The 15,256-nt window shown below is 70.5% G+C and carries 11 protein-coding genes; 3 read left to right on the top strand and 8 right to left on the bottom strand.

Annotation, left to right across the window (positions count from 1 at the left end):
• Positions 1 to 69: 69 nt before the first annotated feature.
• Positions 70 to 1,587 carry an AAA family ATPase gene (locus OHA25_RS52980; RefSeq protein ID WP_327584435.1) on the bottom strand — a complete coding sequence of 506 codons (1,518 nt, stop codon included), beginning with the start codon at positions 1,585 to 1,587 and terminating at the stop codon, positions 70 to 72.
• Positions 1,588 to 1,707: 120 nt separating this feature from the next.
• Between OHA25_RS52980 and holA the strand changes: the two genes are divergently transcribed.
• Positions 1,708 to 2,691, top strand: coding sequence for a DNA polymerase III subunit delta (gene holA / locus OHA25_RS52975; RefSeq protein ID WP_327591172.1), 984 nt, complete (start codon positions 1,708 to 1,710; stop codon positions 2,689 to 2,691).
• A gap of 132 nt (positions 2,692 to 2,823) precedes the next feature.
• On the opposite strand, the gene OHA25_RS52970 is transcribed toward holA, so the two are convergent.
• Positions 2,824 to 3,414 (bottom strand): CGNR zinc finger domain-containing protein, encoded by a 591-nt coding sequence (locus OHA25_RS52970; protein ID WP_327584434.1) that lies wholly within the window; start codon positions 3,412 to 3,414, stop codon positions 2,824 to 2,826.
• 86 nt (positions 3,415 to 3,500) lie between these two features.
• Here OHA25_RS52970 and OHA25_RS52965 point away from each other — a divergent pair, with 86 nt between their 5' ends.
• Positions 3,501 to 4,490, top strand: coding sequence for a quinone oxidoreductase family protein (locus OHA25_RS52965; RefSeq protein WP_327584433.1), 990 nt, complete (start codon positions 3,501 to 3,503; stop codon positions 4,488 to 4,490).
• A 102-nt stretch (positions 4,491 to 4,592) separates the two neighbouring features.
• On the opposite strand, the gene OHA25_RS52960 is transcribed toward OHA25_RS52965, so the two are convergent.
• From OHA25_RS52960 to OHA25_RS52935, 6 genes are all read right to left on the bottom strand, one after another.
• A complete protein-coding gene (locus tag OHA25_RS52960; RefSeq protein ID WP_327584432.1) occupies positions 4,593 to 5,285 on the bottom strand; it encodes an ABC transporter ATP-binding protein in 693 nt (230 codons plus the stop codon).
• Positions 5,278 to 6,252: an ABC transporter ATP-binding protein gene (locus OHA25_RS52955; RefSeq protein WP_327584431.1), complete on the bottom strand. Its 975-nt coding sequence runs from the start codon at positions 6,250 to 6,252 to the stop codon at positions 5,278 to 5,280. The genes OHA25_RS52960 and OHA25_RS52955 overlap by 8 nt, the downstream gene beginning before the upstream one ends.
• Positions 6,252 to 8,822, bottom strand: coding sequence for an FtsX-like permease family protein (locus OHA25_RS52950; protein ID WP_327584430.1), 2,571 nt, complete (start codon positions 8,820 to 8,822; stop codon positions 6,252 to 6,254). The genes OHA25_RS52955 and OHA25_RS52950 overlap by 1 nt, the downstream gene beginning before the upstream one ends.
• A complete protein-coding gene (locus OHA25_RS52945; protein ID WP_327584429.1) occupies positions 8,819 to 11,848 on the bottom strand; it encodes an FtsX-like permease family protein in 3,030 nt (1,009 codons plus the stop codon). Before OHA25_RS52945 ends, OHA25_RS52950 begins: the two co-directional genes overlap by 4 nt.
• A 157-nt stretch (positions 11,849 to 12,005) precedes the next feature.
• Positions 12,006 to 12,275, bottom strand: coding sequence for a 30S ribosomal protein S20 (gene rpsT, locus OHA25_RS52940; RefSeq protein WP_305923359.1), 270 nt, complete (start codon positions 12,273 to 12,275; stop codon positions 12,006 to 12,008).
• Positions 12,276 to 12,384: 109 nt separating this feature from the next.
• Positions 12,385 to 13,371, bottom strand: a complete 987-nt coding sequence (locus OHA25_RS52935) for a hypothetical protein (protein WP_327584428.1) — start codon at positions 13,369 to 13,371, stop codon at positions 12,385 to 12,387.
• A 55-nt stretch (positions 13,372 to 13,426) separates the two neighbouring features.
• Here OHA25_RS52935 and lepA point away from each other — a divergent pair, with 55 nt between their 5' ends.
• Positions 13,427 to 15,256 carry a translation elongation factor 4 gene (gene lepA, locus OHA25_RS52930; protein ID WP_327584427.1) on the top strand — a complete coding sequence of 610 codons (1,830 nt, stop codon included), beginning with the start codon at positions 13,427 to 13,429 and terminating at the stop codon, positions 15,254 to 15,256.

Below are 15,256 nucleotides of genomic sequence, written 5' to 3'. Positions count from 1 at the left end.
CCTGCTCCTGGTTGCACGACGACGGCGCGCCGCTTCCCGGTCGGCCCATGGAGCGTCGCGCGTGTCGTGTCATGTCAGGCCGTGGATGGGGCTGTCCCCGTACAGCGCGCCAATGTCGACCAGGAGGACATCGCGGCGGCGTTGGGCGGCATCGATGACATCGGGATGGAAGCCGTACAGGGAGAACAGGGCAAGGACCGCGTCATCGGGCCGATGTCCTTGGTCGGCGAGCAGGGTCCGGATGTGTTCGAGGCGCTGGAGGTCCTTCAGTCCGCGGGGCTGGATGGTGGCCTTGGCCTCACCGATCAGGGCTATGGTCGCCCGAGGGCTTTGCGGGCGCTCACCTAGCGCCATGGCGAGCAGGTCGACCTCATGTCTGGTCCGGGCGGCAGGGTCGGCGATCTCCGCTGTGCCGACCGCGCCGAGCGACAGCCGCGTCTCGTCGAAGGCGAAGGTGCGGGCCCACTCGCGGGCGGTCTCCTCGAAGTGCGGGCCGAGGATCTTCGAGTGGTACGTCGGGCGGGATGACTGCCACACCTGGGCTCCGCGCCGCCGTTCCACCAGGTCCACCATGGGCAGTGTGATCAGCTGGTTGAAGCGGATCACCGGGTCTGCCACGCTGATGACTGGATGCCGTGCCTTCAGCATGTCCTGCTCTCTGCGGATGTAGCCGGTGGACTCGAGTACTTCCAGCGGAGCGACCATGGCGGAGCGGGACCGCTCGAGCACCGAACCGACCTTCGCCGGTGTCGACGCACCCCGGGCCAACGCGGACAGCACGTCGTAATACAGCGTGCGGTGGGTGATCCGCGGGTCCTCGCGCAGGAGAAACTCCGCCTCCACTCGTGAGTACAGGGCACGCCCCGGGTCCAGCAGGGTGCGTTCTACCCAAGGGCCGAACTCCGCCTCGCTCTGCGGCGCCGGTCCCGCGGCCAGCGGCCGGTAGCCGGGGGCGCCGCCTAGCACGGCATCCACCTGCAGTGCCACCGCCGGATCCTCGATCCCCCAGTGGGTGCGCGTGGTGCGGTAGTCGAAGGCCGGCAGGCGCAGGTCCAGCACGGCTCGGCCGCGTAGCGGCTTGGTGCCGGACAACAGCTCAGACATCACGCTCATAGCCGAGCCGCAAAGCACGATCCGGCCACCGGGCGCCTTGCCTGACTGCGACTGGTCGTACAGCAATTGCAGGAACCCGGGGATCTCCGGGGAGTGCTGTAGCAGATACGGCAGCTCGTCGATGACGATCAGCGGCGCCCCCGGCGCCCGGTTCACCACATCCAGCGCGGCGGTGAGCACATCCCGCCAGTCGTCCAGCCGCATCGCCCCAGGTCGCACTCCCGCGTGCGCGGCGATCGCCTCGGTGAACCGGTGCAGCGCGGGCACCCGGCCTTCCTCTTGTACGGCGGTCAGATATAGCCCGCCTGCTGCTTCTGTGAGCGCCTCCAGCAGGAACGACTTCCCGTTCCGCCGCCGTCCCGAGAGGATGGCCAGCCGCAACTCCGGGGCTGGATCGGCGAGGAAACCGTTCAACAGCGCCCATTCGTGATCACGGTCCAGCAGCCGCTCTGGCTTGGCTAGCGGTATAGGCACATCCCCCCCATAATTGTTCAGGTTGACCTTAACAAAATCCGTATAGGTAAGCCTAGCCCAGGTGGCCGCATGCCGCCGTGATTGACATCGTCGAGTACCAGGTTGTCGGTGGCGCATGGCATGCTGCCAGGCATGGCGGGAAGCGATCCAGCACCTGTGACCTTGGTCCTCGGCGATGAAGAGTTGCTGGCCGAGCGGGCGGTGAGCGGCGTCGTCGCGGCGGCCCGGGCCGCTGATCCGGACGTCGAGGTGCACCACCTCGTAGGGAGCAAGATGACGGCCGGGGAGCTGATGCAGCTGACCTCGCCGTCGCTCTTCGGCGATCGTTCCGTGGTGGTGGTCCGGTCGGCGCAGGATCTGCCCAAGGAAGTGATCAACGAGGTCGTGACCTATGCCAAGCAGCCGTCCGACGACACCGCGCTCGTGCTGGTGCACCCGGGCGGGGTGAAGGGCAAGGCGCTGGTCGACGGGGTGAAGAAGGTCAAGGCTGCGGTGATCATGATCAACAAGGTCACCAAGGCGGGGGAGCGGCTGGATTTCGTCAAAGGGGAGTTCAAGCAGGCCGGGCGAGGAATCTCCAGTGACGCGGCGCAGGCGTTGCTCGATGCCGTCGGCAACGATCTGCGGGAGCTGGCGGCGGCGTGCAGCCAGCTGATGTTCGACACCGAGGACAAGACGATCAGCGCGGCGGCCGTGGCGCGCTATCACAAGGGGCGGGCCGAGGTCACCGGCTTCAACGTGGCCGACTCGGCGGTCGAGGGGCGGCTGGGCGACGCTCTGGAGCAACTGCGGTGGGCGCTCGGCACCGGCGTCGCTCCGGTGCTGCTGGTGAGCGCCTTGGCCGGAGGGCTGAGGTCGCTCGCCAAGGTGGGGAGTGCGCCGCGCAATCTCCGGGGCGGGCAGTTGGCGAGCCACGTCGGGATGCCACCGTGGAAGGTGGATCGGGTGAAGCGGCAGCTCAACGGATGGGGGCCCGAAGGCTTGTCGAGGGCCATCCAGGCGGTGGCCGACGCGGACGAGCAGGTCAAGGGCGGGGGAGCGGATCCGGCGTACGCGCTGGAGCATACGGTGCAGGTAATCGTGGCCAGCCGCACTGGGAGGTAGTGCGCCGCTGCGCCGGAGGTGCGCCGCTGTGTCAGGAGCTGAGGTTTGGCTCGTGGTGAGGTGGGCTGGTGGATCTGGCTCGGTGGTGCCCGAGCAGCGAAACCGTCCTACTGCCGGAGATCGGGGGCGGCCTCACTCGGGACGCGCACGGGTGCGGGAGCGGTAGCCGGCGATCTTGGCCAGGTTTCCGCATCGGTCCATTGAGCACCAGCGGCGTCGCCGTGCCTGTGAGTCATCAAGGAACAGCAGCGAGCAGTCTGGATTCTCGCACTCCTTGACCCGCTCCAGCAGCGGGCCGCCGAGCAACAGCACCGCGTCGCGGGCCACGGTCGCCAAGGCGGCGGGCGTCACGTCGGCGCTCTGCCGGCTGATGGACGGCAAGTCGCCGCTGACAGAGAGCTGCGGGGCGAGATCGGGATTCGCGGCCACCGCGTTGGTGAGCGCGACGTCGGCAGGGTCGACAGGACGCCCGGCGATCGCGGCGCGCAACAGCTGGTAGATCGCCTCACGCAGGCCCAGGGCGTCCGTCAGGTGGGCGGTGGTGGCCTGGGGGACATCCGAGCTGAGTCCGGCCTCGTGAATCCAGCGGCCGAGTGCGTCGGGGTTCGGCAGCCTTTCGACGGGAACGGCGTGCCGCTTGCCGAGCGTAGCGACGAAGTCAAGACAGGGGCGGCCGCCGATGAAAGGGAACGCCATCAGGGAGGCGGCAGGCGGGCGGGTCATGCTCCGATCCTACTGGGTTGACACCTGTTGAATAGGTATACATGATGACACCTATTCAACTAGTGTCCAGAGAGGGCGAGTGCGGCATGCGCGCGGTGCGGATCGACGAATTCGGCGGACCCGAGGTCTTGCGTCTTGTGGAGGTCCCGGTCCCCGACGCCGGGCCGGGCGAGGTGCTGGTACGAATCGCGGCAGCGGGAGTGAACCGGGCGGACGCCCTCATCCGTTCGGGTTCCTACCATCGGGCTGGACGCCCGCCGCTGATCCCCGGACTGGAGGCGGCGGGCACGGTGGCCGCCGTGGGCGACGGCGTGCACGGCATCGAGGTGGGGCAGCAGGTCATGGCGCTGGGCAGCGGCCTGTATGCGGAGTTCGCCGCCGTGCCCGCGGATCGGGTGGCCGTCCTGCCGAAGGACATCAGCATGATCGAGGCCGCGGCGCTGCCCACGGCCTGGCTGACCGCTTGGTACTGCGTGCGGCGCCTGGCCAGGGTGGAGGCGGGCGAGACGGTGGTCGTTCAAGCCGCAGCCAGCGGGGTCGGCAGCGCTGCCGTGCAGATCGCCGCGCAGCTGGGCGCGCGGGTGATAGCGGTAGCGGGCTCGGCCGGCAAGGCCGCGTGGGCGGCGGGCTTCGGCGCGCACGAGACCGTCGACACCTCCGACCACCCCGGGGAAGCAGCGGTGGCCGAGGTCATGCGGCTGACCGGCGGGCGCGGGGCGGACGTCGTCCTGGACGCGGTGGGCGGGCCTACGTTCGCGTACAGCCTGCGCCAGGCCGCCTATGCCGGGCGCGTGGTCGCTCTGGCCAACGTCGCGTTGGAACCGAGCATCATCGACACCCGTGATTTCTATCCCAAGAACGCCGCCATTCTCGGCTTTCAGCTCACTAACCTGTTGCAGCACGGCTACGACCCCCGCGACGACCTGCGGGAGATCGCTGGCCGGGTGGCGTCGGGGTCGTACCGGGTTCCGGTGGAGGCGGTCTTCCCGATGGATCAGGCCCGCCAGGCCCACGAGCGGCTCGAACGGCGTGACAGCCGTGGCAAGAACGTCCTCACGACCGCCGAGACCGGGTGAGCCGTCGCCCTCGGCGGGCCGCGCGCGCCGTGTGCTCTTCCCGGACGGCACGTGGGCGTGCCCACGGGAGGCGGCCGGGGGTCGCCCTCGCCCGCTGAGGGGTCAGGTCAGAGCCGCCTCGCGGACCACGCCGTCGCTGATCTCCAGCACCCGGTCGGCCAGCGTGATCAAGCTGGGGTCGTGGGTGGCGACCAGGGCGGTGACGCCTTCGCTCCGTACGAGGGCGCGCAGCAGCTCCATGATCTGGCGTCCGGTCTGCGAGTCCAGCTGCCCCGTCGGCTCGTCGGCCACGAGCAGGCGCGGCCGGTTCGCCAGCGACCTGGCGATCGCCACCCGCTGCCGCTGCCCGCCCGACAGCTCGTACGGCCGCTGGTTGGCGTGCTGTTCCAGCCCCACCAGGGCCAGCAGCATGCGGATGCGGGCCTCGCGTTCCTCGGCCGGCATCCGTACGAGCCGCATCGGCACCCCCACGTTCTCGGCGGCGGACAGGACGGGGATCAGGCCGAACGACTGGAACACGAAGCCCACCACGTCCCTGCGCAGTTCCAGCAGCGCCTCTTCCGACATCGCCGTGACGTCGTGTCCCGACACGGTGACCCGGCCCGCGTCCGGCTGGTCGAGGCCGCCGATCTGGTTGAGGAGGGTGGTCTTGCCGGACCCGGAGCGGCCCTTGATCGCGATCAGCTCCCCGGGAAAGACGGAGAACGACACGTCGCGCAGCGCCACGACCTCCTTGGGGCCGGTCCGGTAGATCTTGCGCAGCCCTTCCACCACGACCAGGGGGGAATCAGTCACTGGAGGGCTCCTCTCGGGACGGCCAGACGCCGATGTGGTCGGATTCGAGCTCCAGGCGTACGCGGCGCTCCATGTTGAGTGCGTTCATGAAGTCGCGTGGGAGCTGCAGGCGCCCGACCCGGTCGAGCACGGCGTACTCCTCGGCGACGATCTGCCCCTCGGCGCCCTCGCGGCGCAGCGTCTCGCTGCTGGTACGCCCGTCGCGAATGCCGACCGTCCGGTCCACCTGCTCCGACACGAGCGGGTCGTGCGTCACGATGACCACCGTGACCCCCAGCTCCCGGTTGGCGGTGCGCAGGGCGGCGAACACCTGCGCCGCCGTCTCGCTGTCCAGCTCACCCGTCGGCTCGTCGGCCAGGATGAGCTGCGGGGAGTTGGCCAGGGCGACGGCGATGGCCACGCGCTGCTGCTCGCCGCCTGACATTTCGGGGACCTTGTGGTTGGCGCAGGACGCCACGCCGAGCAGTTCCAGGAGCTCCATGGCTCGGCCCTTCCGCGCGGAGCCGGCGAGCTTCATCGGCAGCTCGACGTTCTCGCGCGCGCTCAGATACGGCAGAAGGTTCCGCGCCGTCTCCTGCCAGAGGAAGCCGACCACGGACCGCCGGTAGCGCAACCGGTCGCGCGGGCTCATCGACAGCAGATCCATGCCCGCCACCCTGGCCACCCCGGCCGTCGGGACGTCCAGCCCCGACAGCACGTTGAGCAGCGTCGACTTGCCCGAACCCGACGCCCCGACGATGGCGACCAGCTCGCCCTTGTCGATCACGAGGTCCAGGCCCTGCAGCGCGACGACCTCGACGCCCTCGGTCTTGTAGATGCGGACGAGGTTGTCGCACACGATGTGCGCGTCACCGCCGAACGCGGCCTTCTTGCGCGTGGCCCTGGCTTCCAGCTCGGACAGGGTGCCGGACTCGGGCACGTCGGACATAGTGCCGGACTTGGGCACGTCGGGCAGGGTCGGGTTCATCACGAATCTCCTACTCGGAGTGCGGTGCCGAGGCTGCGACGGCGGCCGATGGCGGTGTACGCGTACGCGCCGAGCGCGGCGGCGACGATCAGCCCCGCCGCCAGCGCGCCAGGCGTGAGCAGGTTGGGGGAGTAGTCGCCGACGGGCAGGTCCCCGGCGTACGCGGACAGGTCCACACCGGGCCCGAGCGCCGCCGGCAACCCGAGCCCCAGCCCGAGCCCCACCAGTGCGGTGAGGAGAACCATGGGAAGCACCTCCAGCACGGTCAGCCGCCGCGCCTGCCGGTCCGACAGCCCGAGCGTACGCAGGAACGACACCGACCTGGCCCGGTCGGCGGCCCCCACGACCAGCGACAGGACGACGGCCACGAGCGCGTACAGCCCCAGCGCCACCGTCACCACGGTCAGCGTGGAGCGGACCGCGCCGGTGAGCGGATCGTCCCGGATCGCGGTCAGCGCCCGCTCCTGCGAGTCCACAGTGGACGCCGGCACCATCCGCGCCAGCTCGGCCGGCGGGACGTCGCCCTTGATCAGCAACGTGTTCACCTCGAGCCGGGGCAGCGCGCTCGTGGACATGACGATGAACTTCCCGCTGGACCAGAACCCGGGGACCGAATCGATCACACCCTGGGGGGTCACCCGCGGCCGCCCCAGCCACCCGACCTCGAACGAACCTCGCCCCGACAGCTCGGGTGAGACCAGCGCGGATGTGCCGCCGGACAGTGCCGGCAGGCTGATGGGCGCGCCCGCGAGGAGCCGTCGCCACTGTGCCACGTCCACCGCGATGGCGGCGGCCCACTCGGGGGCGTTCGCGAGCTGCACCCGCCCGGTCTGCGCGAGCACCACCTGCTCCACGCCGTCCGTCGCGCGCACCTTCTCGATGACGGAAGCGGGGATCTCCCCGATCGACGTCACTTTGATCGGCGCGCCCACCTGCTGCCAGGAGGCCCGCACCTGCGTGCTCGCGATCCCCTCGGAGATCACCGTCGCGAACACCGACACCGCCAGCGCCGGCAGCAGGATCAGCACCGGCAGCCCGCTGGCAGAGCGCGCCCGGGCGGCCCTGGTCAGCCCCAGGAACGCCACGGCGGCACGGCCGCGTGCGGCCAGCCGTACGAGCAGCCGCAGCGGGTACGGGTAGCAGCGCAACGTGATCAGTGCGGCCGCGAGCGTCAACGCGACCGGCACGAACAACAGGAAGGGGTCCTGGGACAGCCCACGCGCCCGCAGCAGGTAAGCCCCCGCCAGCGCCAGCCCCACGACCAGCACCTCCAGCGTGACGCGCCGGGCGGACGGCCGTGCCGCGGCCACGTCGTCGCGCCGCTCGTGCAGCGGCGTGCGATGCGCGAACGACACCCGAACCGCGGCGAACCCCACGGCCGTGACCACCACGACCGCCGGGCCCGCGTGCACGACGGGCAGCACCGGCCCGGGTACGAGGAAGGACAGGGCGTACCCGGCCGCGGCCGCGGGCGCCACGGCGAGGCCGGTCAGTGCCGCCCCGGCTCCCGCCACCTGCAGGAGTGAGCCACCCCGCGCCCGCGCCAGCGCCAGTGTGTGCTCCATCCGGTCGGTCAGCGACCGGACCGCCAGCACGATCACGCCGAGCGCGACCGCGAGCAGCCCGCCGAGCGCCAGGTAGATCACGTTCTGCGCACTGGCGAGCGCCGCGCTGAAATCGCCGAGCAGGTTGGGCAGCCCGGTGTCCAGGCGGTGCGCGGCGGGGCTCACCGCCTGGACCGACAGCAGCCGCTCGAGCTCGGCGACCGCGGCGCCGATGTCCGGCACGTCCAGCGCGCTCGCGGTCCGCCCGTCCAGGGGAAGGACCCAACGGTAGGTCAGGTTGCGGGACTCGCCGCTCAGCGCGGCGAGTCCCGCGTCGGACATCAGCGTCGTGACGTGGAACTCGAAGTCCAGCCCGCCCGGGGGCAGGTGCCTGGCGACGTGCAGGAGGTCGGGGTCGTGGCTCCAGGAGCGATCGTTCGGGTTCTTGGCCTTGAACAGGCCGACGATCTTCACGGCGACGTAGTCGCTCTCGCCCAGCACCTTGCTCTGGCCGACCCCGAGGCCCATCTCGCGCACGGCCTCGTCCACGACGCCCACCTCGATCAGCGGGATCGTCTCGCCCTCGTGGCGCGTCGTGGACACCGGGCCGGGCGCCCGGCCCTGGACCCAATCCACCCGCTGGTCGGCGTCGGACAACCAGCCGAGGTTGATGTACGTCCTCCCGCCGGTCCCGGCGACCGGCGTGCGGGAGGTCTTGGCGCTCATGTGACCGGCGGGCGCGACCAGCGGCCGAAGCGGCGCCGGGACGATCTGCCGCCATTGACGGTAGAGGGATGCGAACTGGGCGCGTTCGTGCAGATCCTGATCGGGGGTACGCGGCTCCGAGGCCACCGTCAGGTCGGTCTGCACGGCGGGAGCGGTGCTCAGCGACCGGCGCAGCGCCTGGTCGAACGACGCCTGCGTCGCGCGGGGCAGCCCGGCGACGAGCAGGCAGGCGACCGCCGTCAGCGCGACGAGCACGGCGAGGGTGCCCGCGTTCGCCCGGGCCAGGAGGGGAATTCTCATCGCTCCTCCAAGACGTGCCCGCGCCACAGGCGTCGCGCCAGCCCGGTGACGATCGCGAACAGCACCCCGGCCATCAGCACCAGCATCGCGGCCGTGGCCGTCCAGGGGATGTCGAGCTGCACGCTGGGCGTCACCGCCGACGCCTGCCCGGTCAGCACGATGTGCGGGACCACCAGCGTCCCGACGGCCACGGCTAGTCCGGTGCCGGCCGTCAGCGACAACCCGATGACGAATGCCTGCTCAACAGTCAGCAGCCCGAGCACCTGCCGGGAGCTGGTCCCGAGCGCCCGCAGGACGGCGAACTCCGCCCTCCGCTCCCGCGCCGCGACCGCCGCGTTCACCAGGAATCCGAGCGTCGCGAAGCCCAGCGCCGCGGCGAACCCCAGCATCAGCGCCCCTTGCAGCCCGCTGGCCAGCGGGTCGTCCCGCAACGTGGCGGCCAGCTCGTGCTGGTCGACCGCGGTCACGTCCCATTCGGGGCTCTTGCGAAGCGTCGCCCGCGCCGGTTCGGTGTCGTCGGTGGCGAGCCACCACTCGGTGGCGGGCCTGGGTGGCTGCGCCGCGGCCAGCTCGTGCGCCTGTAGCGTTCCCCAGTCGGCGAGCACAGCCTTCTGGCCGGCCGCGGCGGTCGGCATGCTCTCCACGACACCCACCACCTTGATCTGCAGGACCCGGCCGGCGATGTTGACGCGCCCGGCCTGCCCGGCACCCATCTTGAGCGTGGCGGCCAGGTCGGCGGTGAGGACCACGGGCAGCGGGCCGAGGTCTCGCAGCGGCCCGAAGGCGGCCACGCCGGGTAGGTCGGCGGAGGGCTGGGCCGCCACGTTCCGGCCGTCGGCGCTCAGACCGCGCAGCCTCAGCCCCGTCGGCGCGCTCGCGACGAGGCCGCGCAGCGACAGCGGGTAGGTGATCTTCCCGGACCGCCCGGCCAGCGGCCGCAGATCGACGTCGATCCGGTTCTCGCCCTTGCGGAGCACGCCGAGCGGGAGGTCGCGCCACACGCCCAGCGCGTCGGACAGCACCAGCCGCGCCGGCACTTCCGCGTCCGTCTCGACCCGCACGGCGAGCGTGCGAGGCTGCCCGGGAAGGTCCAGCCTGCCCGCCTGTTCGCCGACGAGGGCCCGGGACATCTCCGCGACCGTCTGCGCCGACAGGTCGGGGCGCAGCTGGAACAGCTCACCGAGCTGGGCCGCGTCGAGTCCGAGCAGCAGCGCGCTCTCGTTGCTCACCTCGCTCTGCCCGCGAAAGGCGGGGGCGGCCGCGGTGACGCCGGGCAACGCGCTGAACGCCGTGCCCCGTCCGAGCGACCCCAGCTCAGGCCCGTCCGGCGGCCCCGACAGCCGCAGGTCGGCCCCGGTCTGGTGGCGGGCCTGGTCGAGCTGGGAGGCCCGCCAGGTGGCGGCGGTGGTCATGGACAGGATGCCGATCGCGACCGCCATGGTGAGCAGCAGCGCGGGACCGCCGTACGTGAGCGGCCGCCTGCTCACCTGCCACGCCCCGAGCGCGGGGGCGAGCGTGGGCCGCCTGGAGGTCAGCCGCTCGGCCAGCTTCGACACGCGCGGCACCAGCCGCAGCCCCAGCATGCCGCCCGCGAGCAGCGCCAGCGCGGGCCCGGAGATGATGAGCGGGTCGATGCCGAGCCCGCCCGCCGCCCTCGCGGTGACCGGCGCGCCGTAGCGCTGCAGCTGCCAGATCGCCAGCGCGGCCACCCCGAGCAGCCCCAGGTCCGCGCCCGCCCGCTCGATCAGCCCGCGCACACCGCCGCGGCCGCGCGCCGACATCTCCTCCACGTACGTGCGCCGCGCGCCCGCCAGGGCCGGCAGCATCAGCAGCACGGCCGACGCCAGGGCCACGCCGAACGACACGAGGAACGTGCCGAGGTCGGCCGACGGCGCCAGGCGCACCCCCGAGGCCCTGATCCACGGCAGCTGATGGACCAGCGAGAGCAGCGGCGGGCCGAGGAACGGCGCGACGAGCGCGCACGGCAGCGCCACCAGCAGCGCCTCGCCCCCGGCCAGCGCGGCCAGGCGGATCGTGCCCGCGCCGCGCGAGCGCAGCAGCGCCACCTCCATGCGGCGGTGGTCGGCCAGCAGCCGCGCGGTGAGCATCAGCGCGTACCCCGCCAGCAACAGCAGCTGCAGCACCGGGATCAGCATGGTCGAGCGAGCCACCAGCGACGCGGTGTCGAGCTGGGTGAGGACCTCCGGCAGGCGGCTGGCCACCACGCAGCTCACGCAGCCGGCCGCGGTCAGCCGCTCGCCTACCTGGGCCACCGCGTCCGCCGTCGGGCGCAGCCGCTCGGGCGTCAGCGCGCTCAGATCGGGCTCCGCCGTCCAGATGGCCCTGACGTTGGTGGCGAAGCGCGCCACGAACGTCTCCCGCGCCACCATCAGCGGCCCGTAGGTGGTGAAGTCGCCGCGCTCGACGCCCCTGCTCAGCAACTGCTCGCCGGCCCAGCGCTCCTCCGATGGGTCGCGAAGCTGGAAGACGCCGACGATGCGGACCGTGACCGGGCGCGGGTCGAGCCGGCCCTTCGTGACGATCTCCCTGCCGACCTCGAAGCCGGTGGCCGAGGACGCCGGCAGCGAGATCGACGCCTCGATCGTCGATCCGCCGGCGCGCGGCCAGCTGCCGGAGATCAGCTCGGCGTGCCGGTCGAGCCCGTCGTAGCTGCCGAACCTGAGCAGCTCGGGCTGTTCCCTGCCGTCCTGGCCCGGCATGACGTACGAATCGGAGCGGAAGCTGGTGGTGATGGCCGGGACCGCGGCGTAGGCGCGGGCGAGCTCCTCACGCACCGCCCGGTCGTACGTGGGGAAGGTCTCGGCGGTGATCTGGGCGCCAACCGTGGCCGCCGTCTGGCGGTAGGAGGCCGTCTCCATCGTCCTGCGGACGCCGGCGTCGGCGATGGACGAGGCGTACATGGTCAAGGCGACCAACGTGGTGGTCGCCAGCAGGATCGACCCGAACGCGGCCAAGAGGAGCAATGGCTCGCTGAACGCCCTCTTGACGATCAATGGCCCCCGCATGCGTCCCATTGAATGCGCTCTGAGCGAAGGACCGGAAGGCGATCATCGCAACGGTGACGGACCCGGTATGCCCATGTGATATCGAAACTGTGACAAAAGCGCACACAAAACAAGAACGCCGCACCCTGATCCGGGTGCGGCGTCTGTCTGCCAGGTCTTACTTGGCGGCCAGCGCCGCGGCCTGCTTGGCGATCGCCGACTTGCGGTTGGCGGCCTGGTTTTTGTGAATGACGCCCTTGCTGACGGCCTTGTCCAGCTGACGGGCGGCGGTCTTCTGCAGCGCCACAGCCTGCTCGACGTCGCCCTGCTCGGCGGCCTCGCGGAACTTGCGGACGGCCGTCTTCAGAGAGGACTTGACCGCCTTGTTACGCAGACGAGCCTTCTCGTTCTGCTTGTTGCGCTTGATCTGGGACTTGATGTTCGCCACGAAGAAGCCTCGGTGAGAGTCTGGGTGATGGATGGGGCGCGCGGGCTCGAGAGAGGGCGCGCCACACGCAGTAGAACAGCATACCAATAACCTGGGGAGGCCGCTCAAATCAACGCCAGCGTGTCATGTACTCTCGCCAGTCTTCCTCCGTGGCGGCGAAGTCCACGTAGAGGGCGAGGCCGAAGCGCTCGCGGCGGCCGTGCTCGGTCAGCGCCAGCCTAGCGCCCTCGGCTGCCATCGCGACGCTCTCGGCCGCGTCGGCCCAGGCCAGCCCGTGATCGTGGTAGGCCGGGGCGCCGATGAGCACCAGTTTGTCGTCGGGGGCCAGGTCCAGGGCCAGCTCGGCCTGGCGGGCCACGTAGCCGCCGTACAGGGACTGCAGCGGGGTGAAGGAGTCGTAGGTCATGACCGCGACCTGGTCGACGCGGCTGACGACCTGCTGGAAGTAGCCGTGGGACCAGTATTTGTCGTGGGTCAGGATCGCTCTGGCGGTCAGGCGCATGCCCGGGTACGGCTCGATCTGGGGGACCGACGTGGACAGGAGCTTCGTGTGCGGTCTGGTCCGCTCCAGCAGGTCCAGGAATTCGGTGTCGTCGTCGCCGATGGGCTCGAAGTTGTAGTGGATGCCGTCGTAGCCCTGCTTCATGATGGCGGCGATCCCGGCGAGGACGTTCTCGCGGGACCGGGGGTCGTCGAGGTCGAGGCCGTTCTTGACGCTCTGGCCGAGCCAGGCGGAGACGCGGACGGCCGGGAGGTGCTTGTGCATCCACGTCACGAAATTTGCTGCGCTGGGGTATTTGGACGGTTTTAAGCTGCCGTCCCACTCGAAAGGGCCGGAGTGCACGTACACGTCCTTGACGCCTGTGCTGCGTAGCCGTACCGCCAGCTGTTCGACGTCGCGTTCCGTGCGGCGGCCGTCCACCCACATGTGGCCCAGCCAGAGGGCGTCGTTGCCGGTGCTCTTCGCCCAGGCCGCCGGGGCACCGGTAAACTGAAGGCGGAGCGCGGCGGCGAGGAGGCCGGCCAGCGCCACCACGACGACCAAGGCAAGCGCGAGCAGGCGCAGGCCGCGGCGGATGACGGTTCGGGCAATCACCTGGGCATGTCACCATGAAAGACGCTTGACCTCAACCCTGTCGAAACGGACTTCGGTGCGCACTCAGCCTGGCCAGACCGACCCCGCGTTGATCCGCAACTTCTGCATCATCGCGCACATCGACCATGGCAAGTCGACCCTTGCCGACCGGATGCTGCAGATCACCGGCGTGGTCGACGAACGCTCCATGCGCGCGCAATACCTCGACAGGATGGACATCGAGCGCGAGCGCGGCATCACGATCAAGTCGCAGGCCGTGCGGCTGCCGTGGGACGGCCACGTGCTCAACATGATCGACACTCCGGGGCACGTCGACTTCACCTACGAGGTGTCCCGTTCGCTGCAGGCGTGTGAGGGCGCGGTCCTGCTGGTCGACGCGGCCCAGGGCATCGAGGCGCAGACGCTGGCCAACCTCTACCTGGCCATGAACGCCGACCTGCACATCATCCCGGTCCTCAACAAGATCGACCTGCCCGCGGCGCAGCCGGAGAAGTTCGCCGAGGAGCTGGCCGGGCTGATCGGCTGCGATCCGTCCGATGTGCTCAGGGTGTCGGGCAAGACCGGCGAAGGTGTGCGTGAGCTGCTCGACCACGTGGTCGCGACGATCCCGGCGCCGGTGGGCGTCGCCGACGCGCCCGCCCGGGCGCTGATCTTCGACTCGGTCTACGACACCTACCGGGGCGTGGTCACGTACGTCCGGGTCATCGACGGCCATCTGGGCAAGCGTGAGCGCATCCTGATGATGTCCACCATGGCCACGCACGAGACCCTGGAGATCGGCGTCATCTCGCCCGAGCCCACAGTCGCCGAGCGGGGGCTGGGCGTCGGCGAGGTGGGCTACCTCATCACCGGCGTGAAGGACGTGCGCCAGTCGCGCGTGGGTGACACGGTCACCTCTGCGGTCAAGGGCGCCAGCGAGATGCTGGCCGGCTACGAGCACCCGAAGCCGATGGTGTTCTCGGGGCTCTATCCGATCGACGGCGACGAGTACCCGGAGCTGCGCGAGGCGCTCGACAAGCTCCAGCTCAACGACGCCGCGCTGGTCTACGAGCCGGAGACGTCGGCCGCGCTCGGCTTCGGTTTCCGTGTCGGCTTCCTCGGTCTGTTGCACATGGAGATCGTGCGCGAGCGGCTGGAGCGCGAGTGGGGTCTGTCGCTGATCTCCACCGCGCCGAACGTGGTCTACCGCGTGGTCATGGAGGACGGCAAGGAGCTCACCGTCACCAACCCGTCGGAGTTCCCCACGGGCGGCAAGATCGCTCAGGTCTTCGAGCCGGTCACCAAGTCCACCATCCTGGCGCCCGCCGAGTTCATCGGCGTGATCATGGAGATCTGCCAGGGGCGGCGCGGGCAGCTGCTCGGCATGGACTACCTGTCGGAGGACCGGGTCGAGATCCGCTACACGCTGCCGCTGGGCGAGATCATCTTCGACTTCTTCGACCAGCTCAAGTCGCGCACCCGGGGCTACGCCTCGCTCGACTACGAGCCTGCGGGGGAGCAGGAGTCCGAGCTGGTCAAGGTCGACATCCTGCTGCAGGGCGAGCCCGTCGACGCGTTCAGCGCGATCGTGCACAAGGACAAGGCGTACGCATACGGCGTGGACATGGCCAAGAAGCTGCGCGAGCTGATCCCCCGGCAGCAGTTCGAGGTGCCGATCCAGGCCGCCATCGGGGCCAGGGTCATCGCCCGCGAGAACATCCGCGCCATCCGCAAGGACGTCCTCGCCAAGTGCTACGGCGGTGACATCTCCCGTAAGCGCAAGCTGCTGGAGAAGCAGAAGGAAGGCAAGAAGCGGATGAAGATGGTCGGCCGGGTCGAGGTGCCCCAGGAGGCCTTTGTCGCCGCGCTGTCCACCGACTCCAGCACCGACAAGGCCAAGAAGTAA

It is taken from the genome of Nonomuraea sp. NBC_00507, from assembly GCF_036013525.1.
In the GTDB taxonomy this organism is placed as follows: domain Bacteria; phylum Actinomycetota; class Actinomycetes; order Streptosporangiales; family Streptosporangiaceae; genus Nonomuraea.
The sequence above is the reverse complement of the archived record's forward strand: the minus strand, read 5'-3'. Positions and strand labels throughout refer to the sequence as shown.

Bases quoted from the DNA above. Each gene is read 5' to 3' on its own strand.
- holA (WP_327591172.1), top strand. From the start codon at position 1,708: ATGCTGCCAGGCATGGCGGGAAGCGATCCAGCACCTGTGACCTTGGTC.
- OHA25_RS52970 (WP_327584434.1), bottom strand. From the start codon at position 3,414: ATGACCCGCCCGCCTGCCGCCTCCCTGATGGCGTTCCCTTTCATCGGC.
- OHA25_RS52965 (WP_327584433.1), top strand. From the start codon at position 3,501: ATGCGCGCGGTGCGGATCGACGAATTCGGCGGACCCGAGGTCTTGCGT.
- OHA25_RS52955 (WP_327584431.1), bottom strand. From the start codon at position 6,252: ATGAACCCGACCCTGCCCGACGTGCCCAAGTCCGGCACTATGTCCGAC.
- OHA25_RS52950 (WP_327584430.1), bottom strand. From the start codon at position 8,822: ATGAGAATTCCCCTCCTGGCCCGGGCGAACGCGGGCACCCTCGCCGTG.
- OHA25_RS52945 (WP_327584429.1), bottom strand. From the start codon at position 11,848: ATGCGGGGGCCATTGATCGTCAAGAGGGCGTTCAGCGAGCCATTGCTC.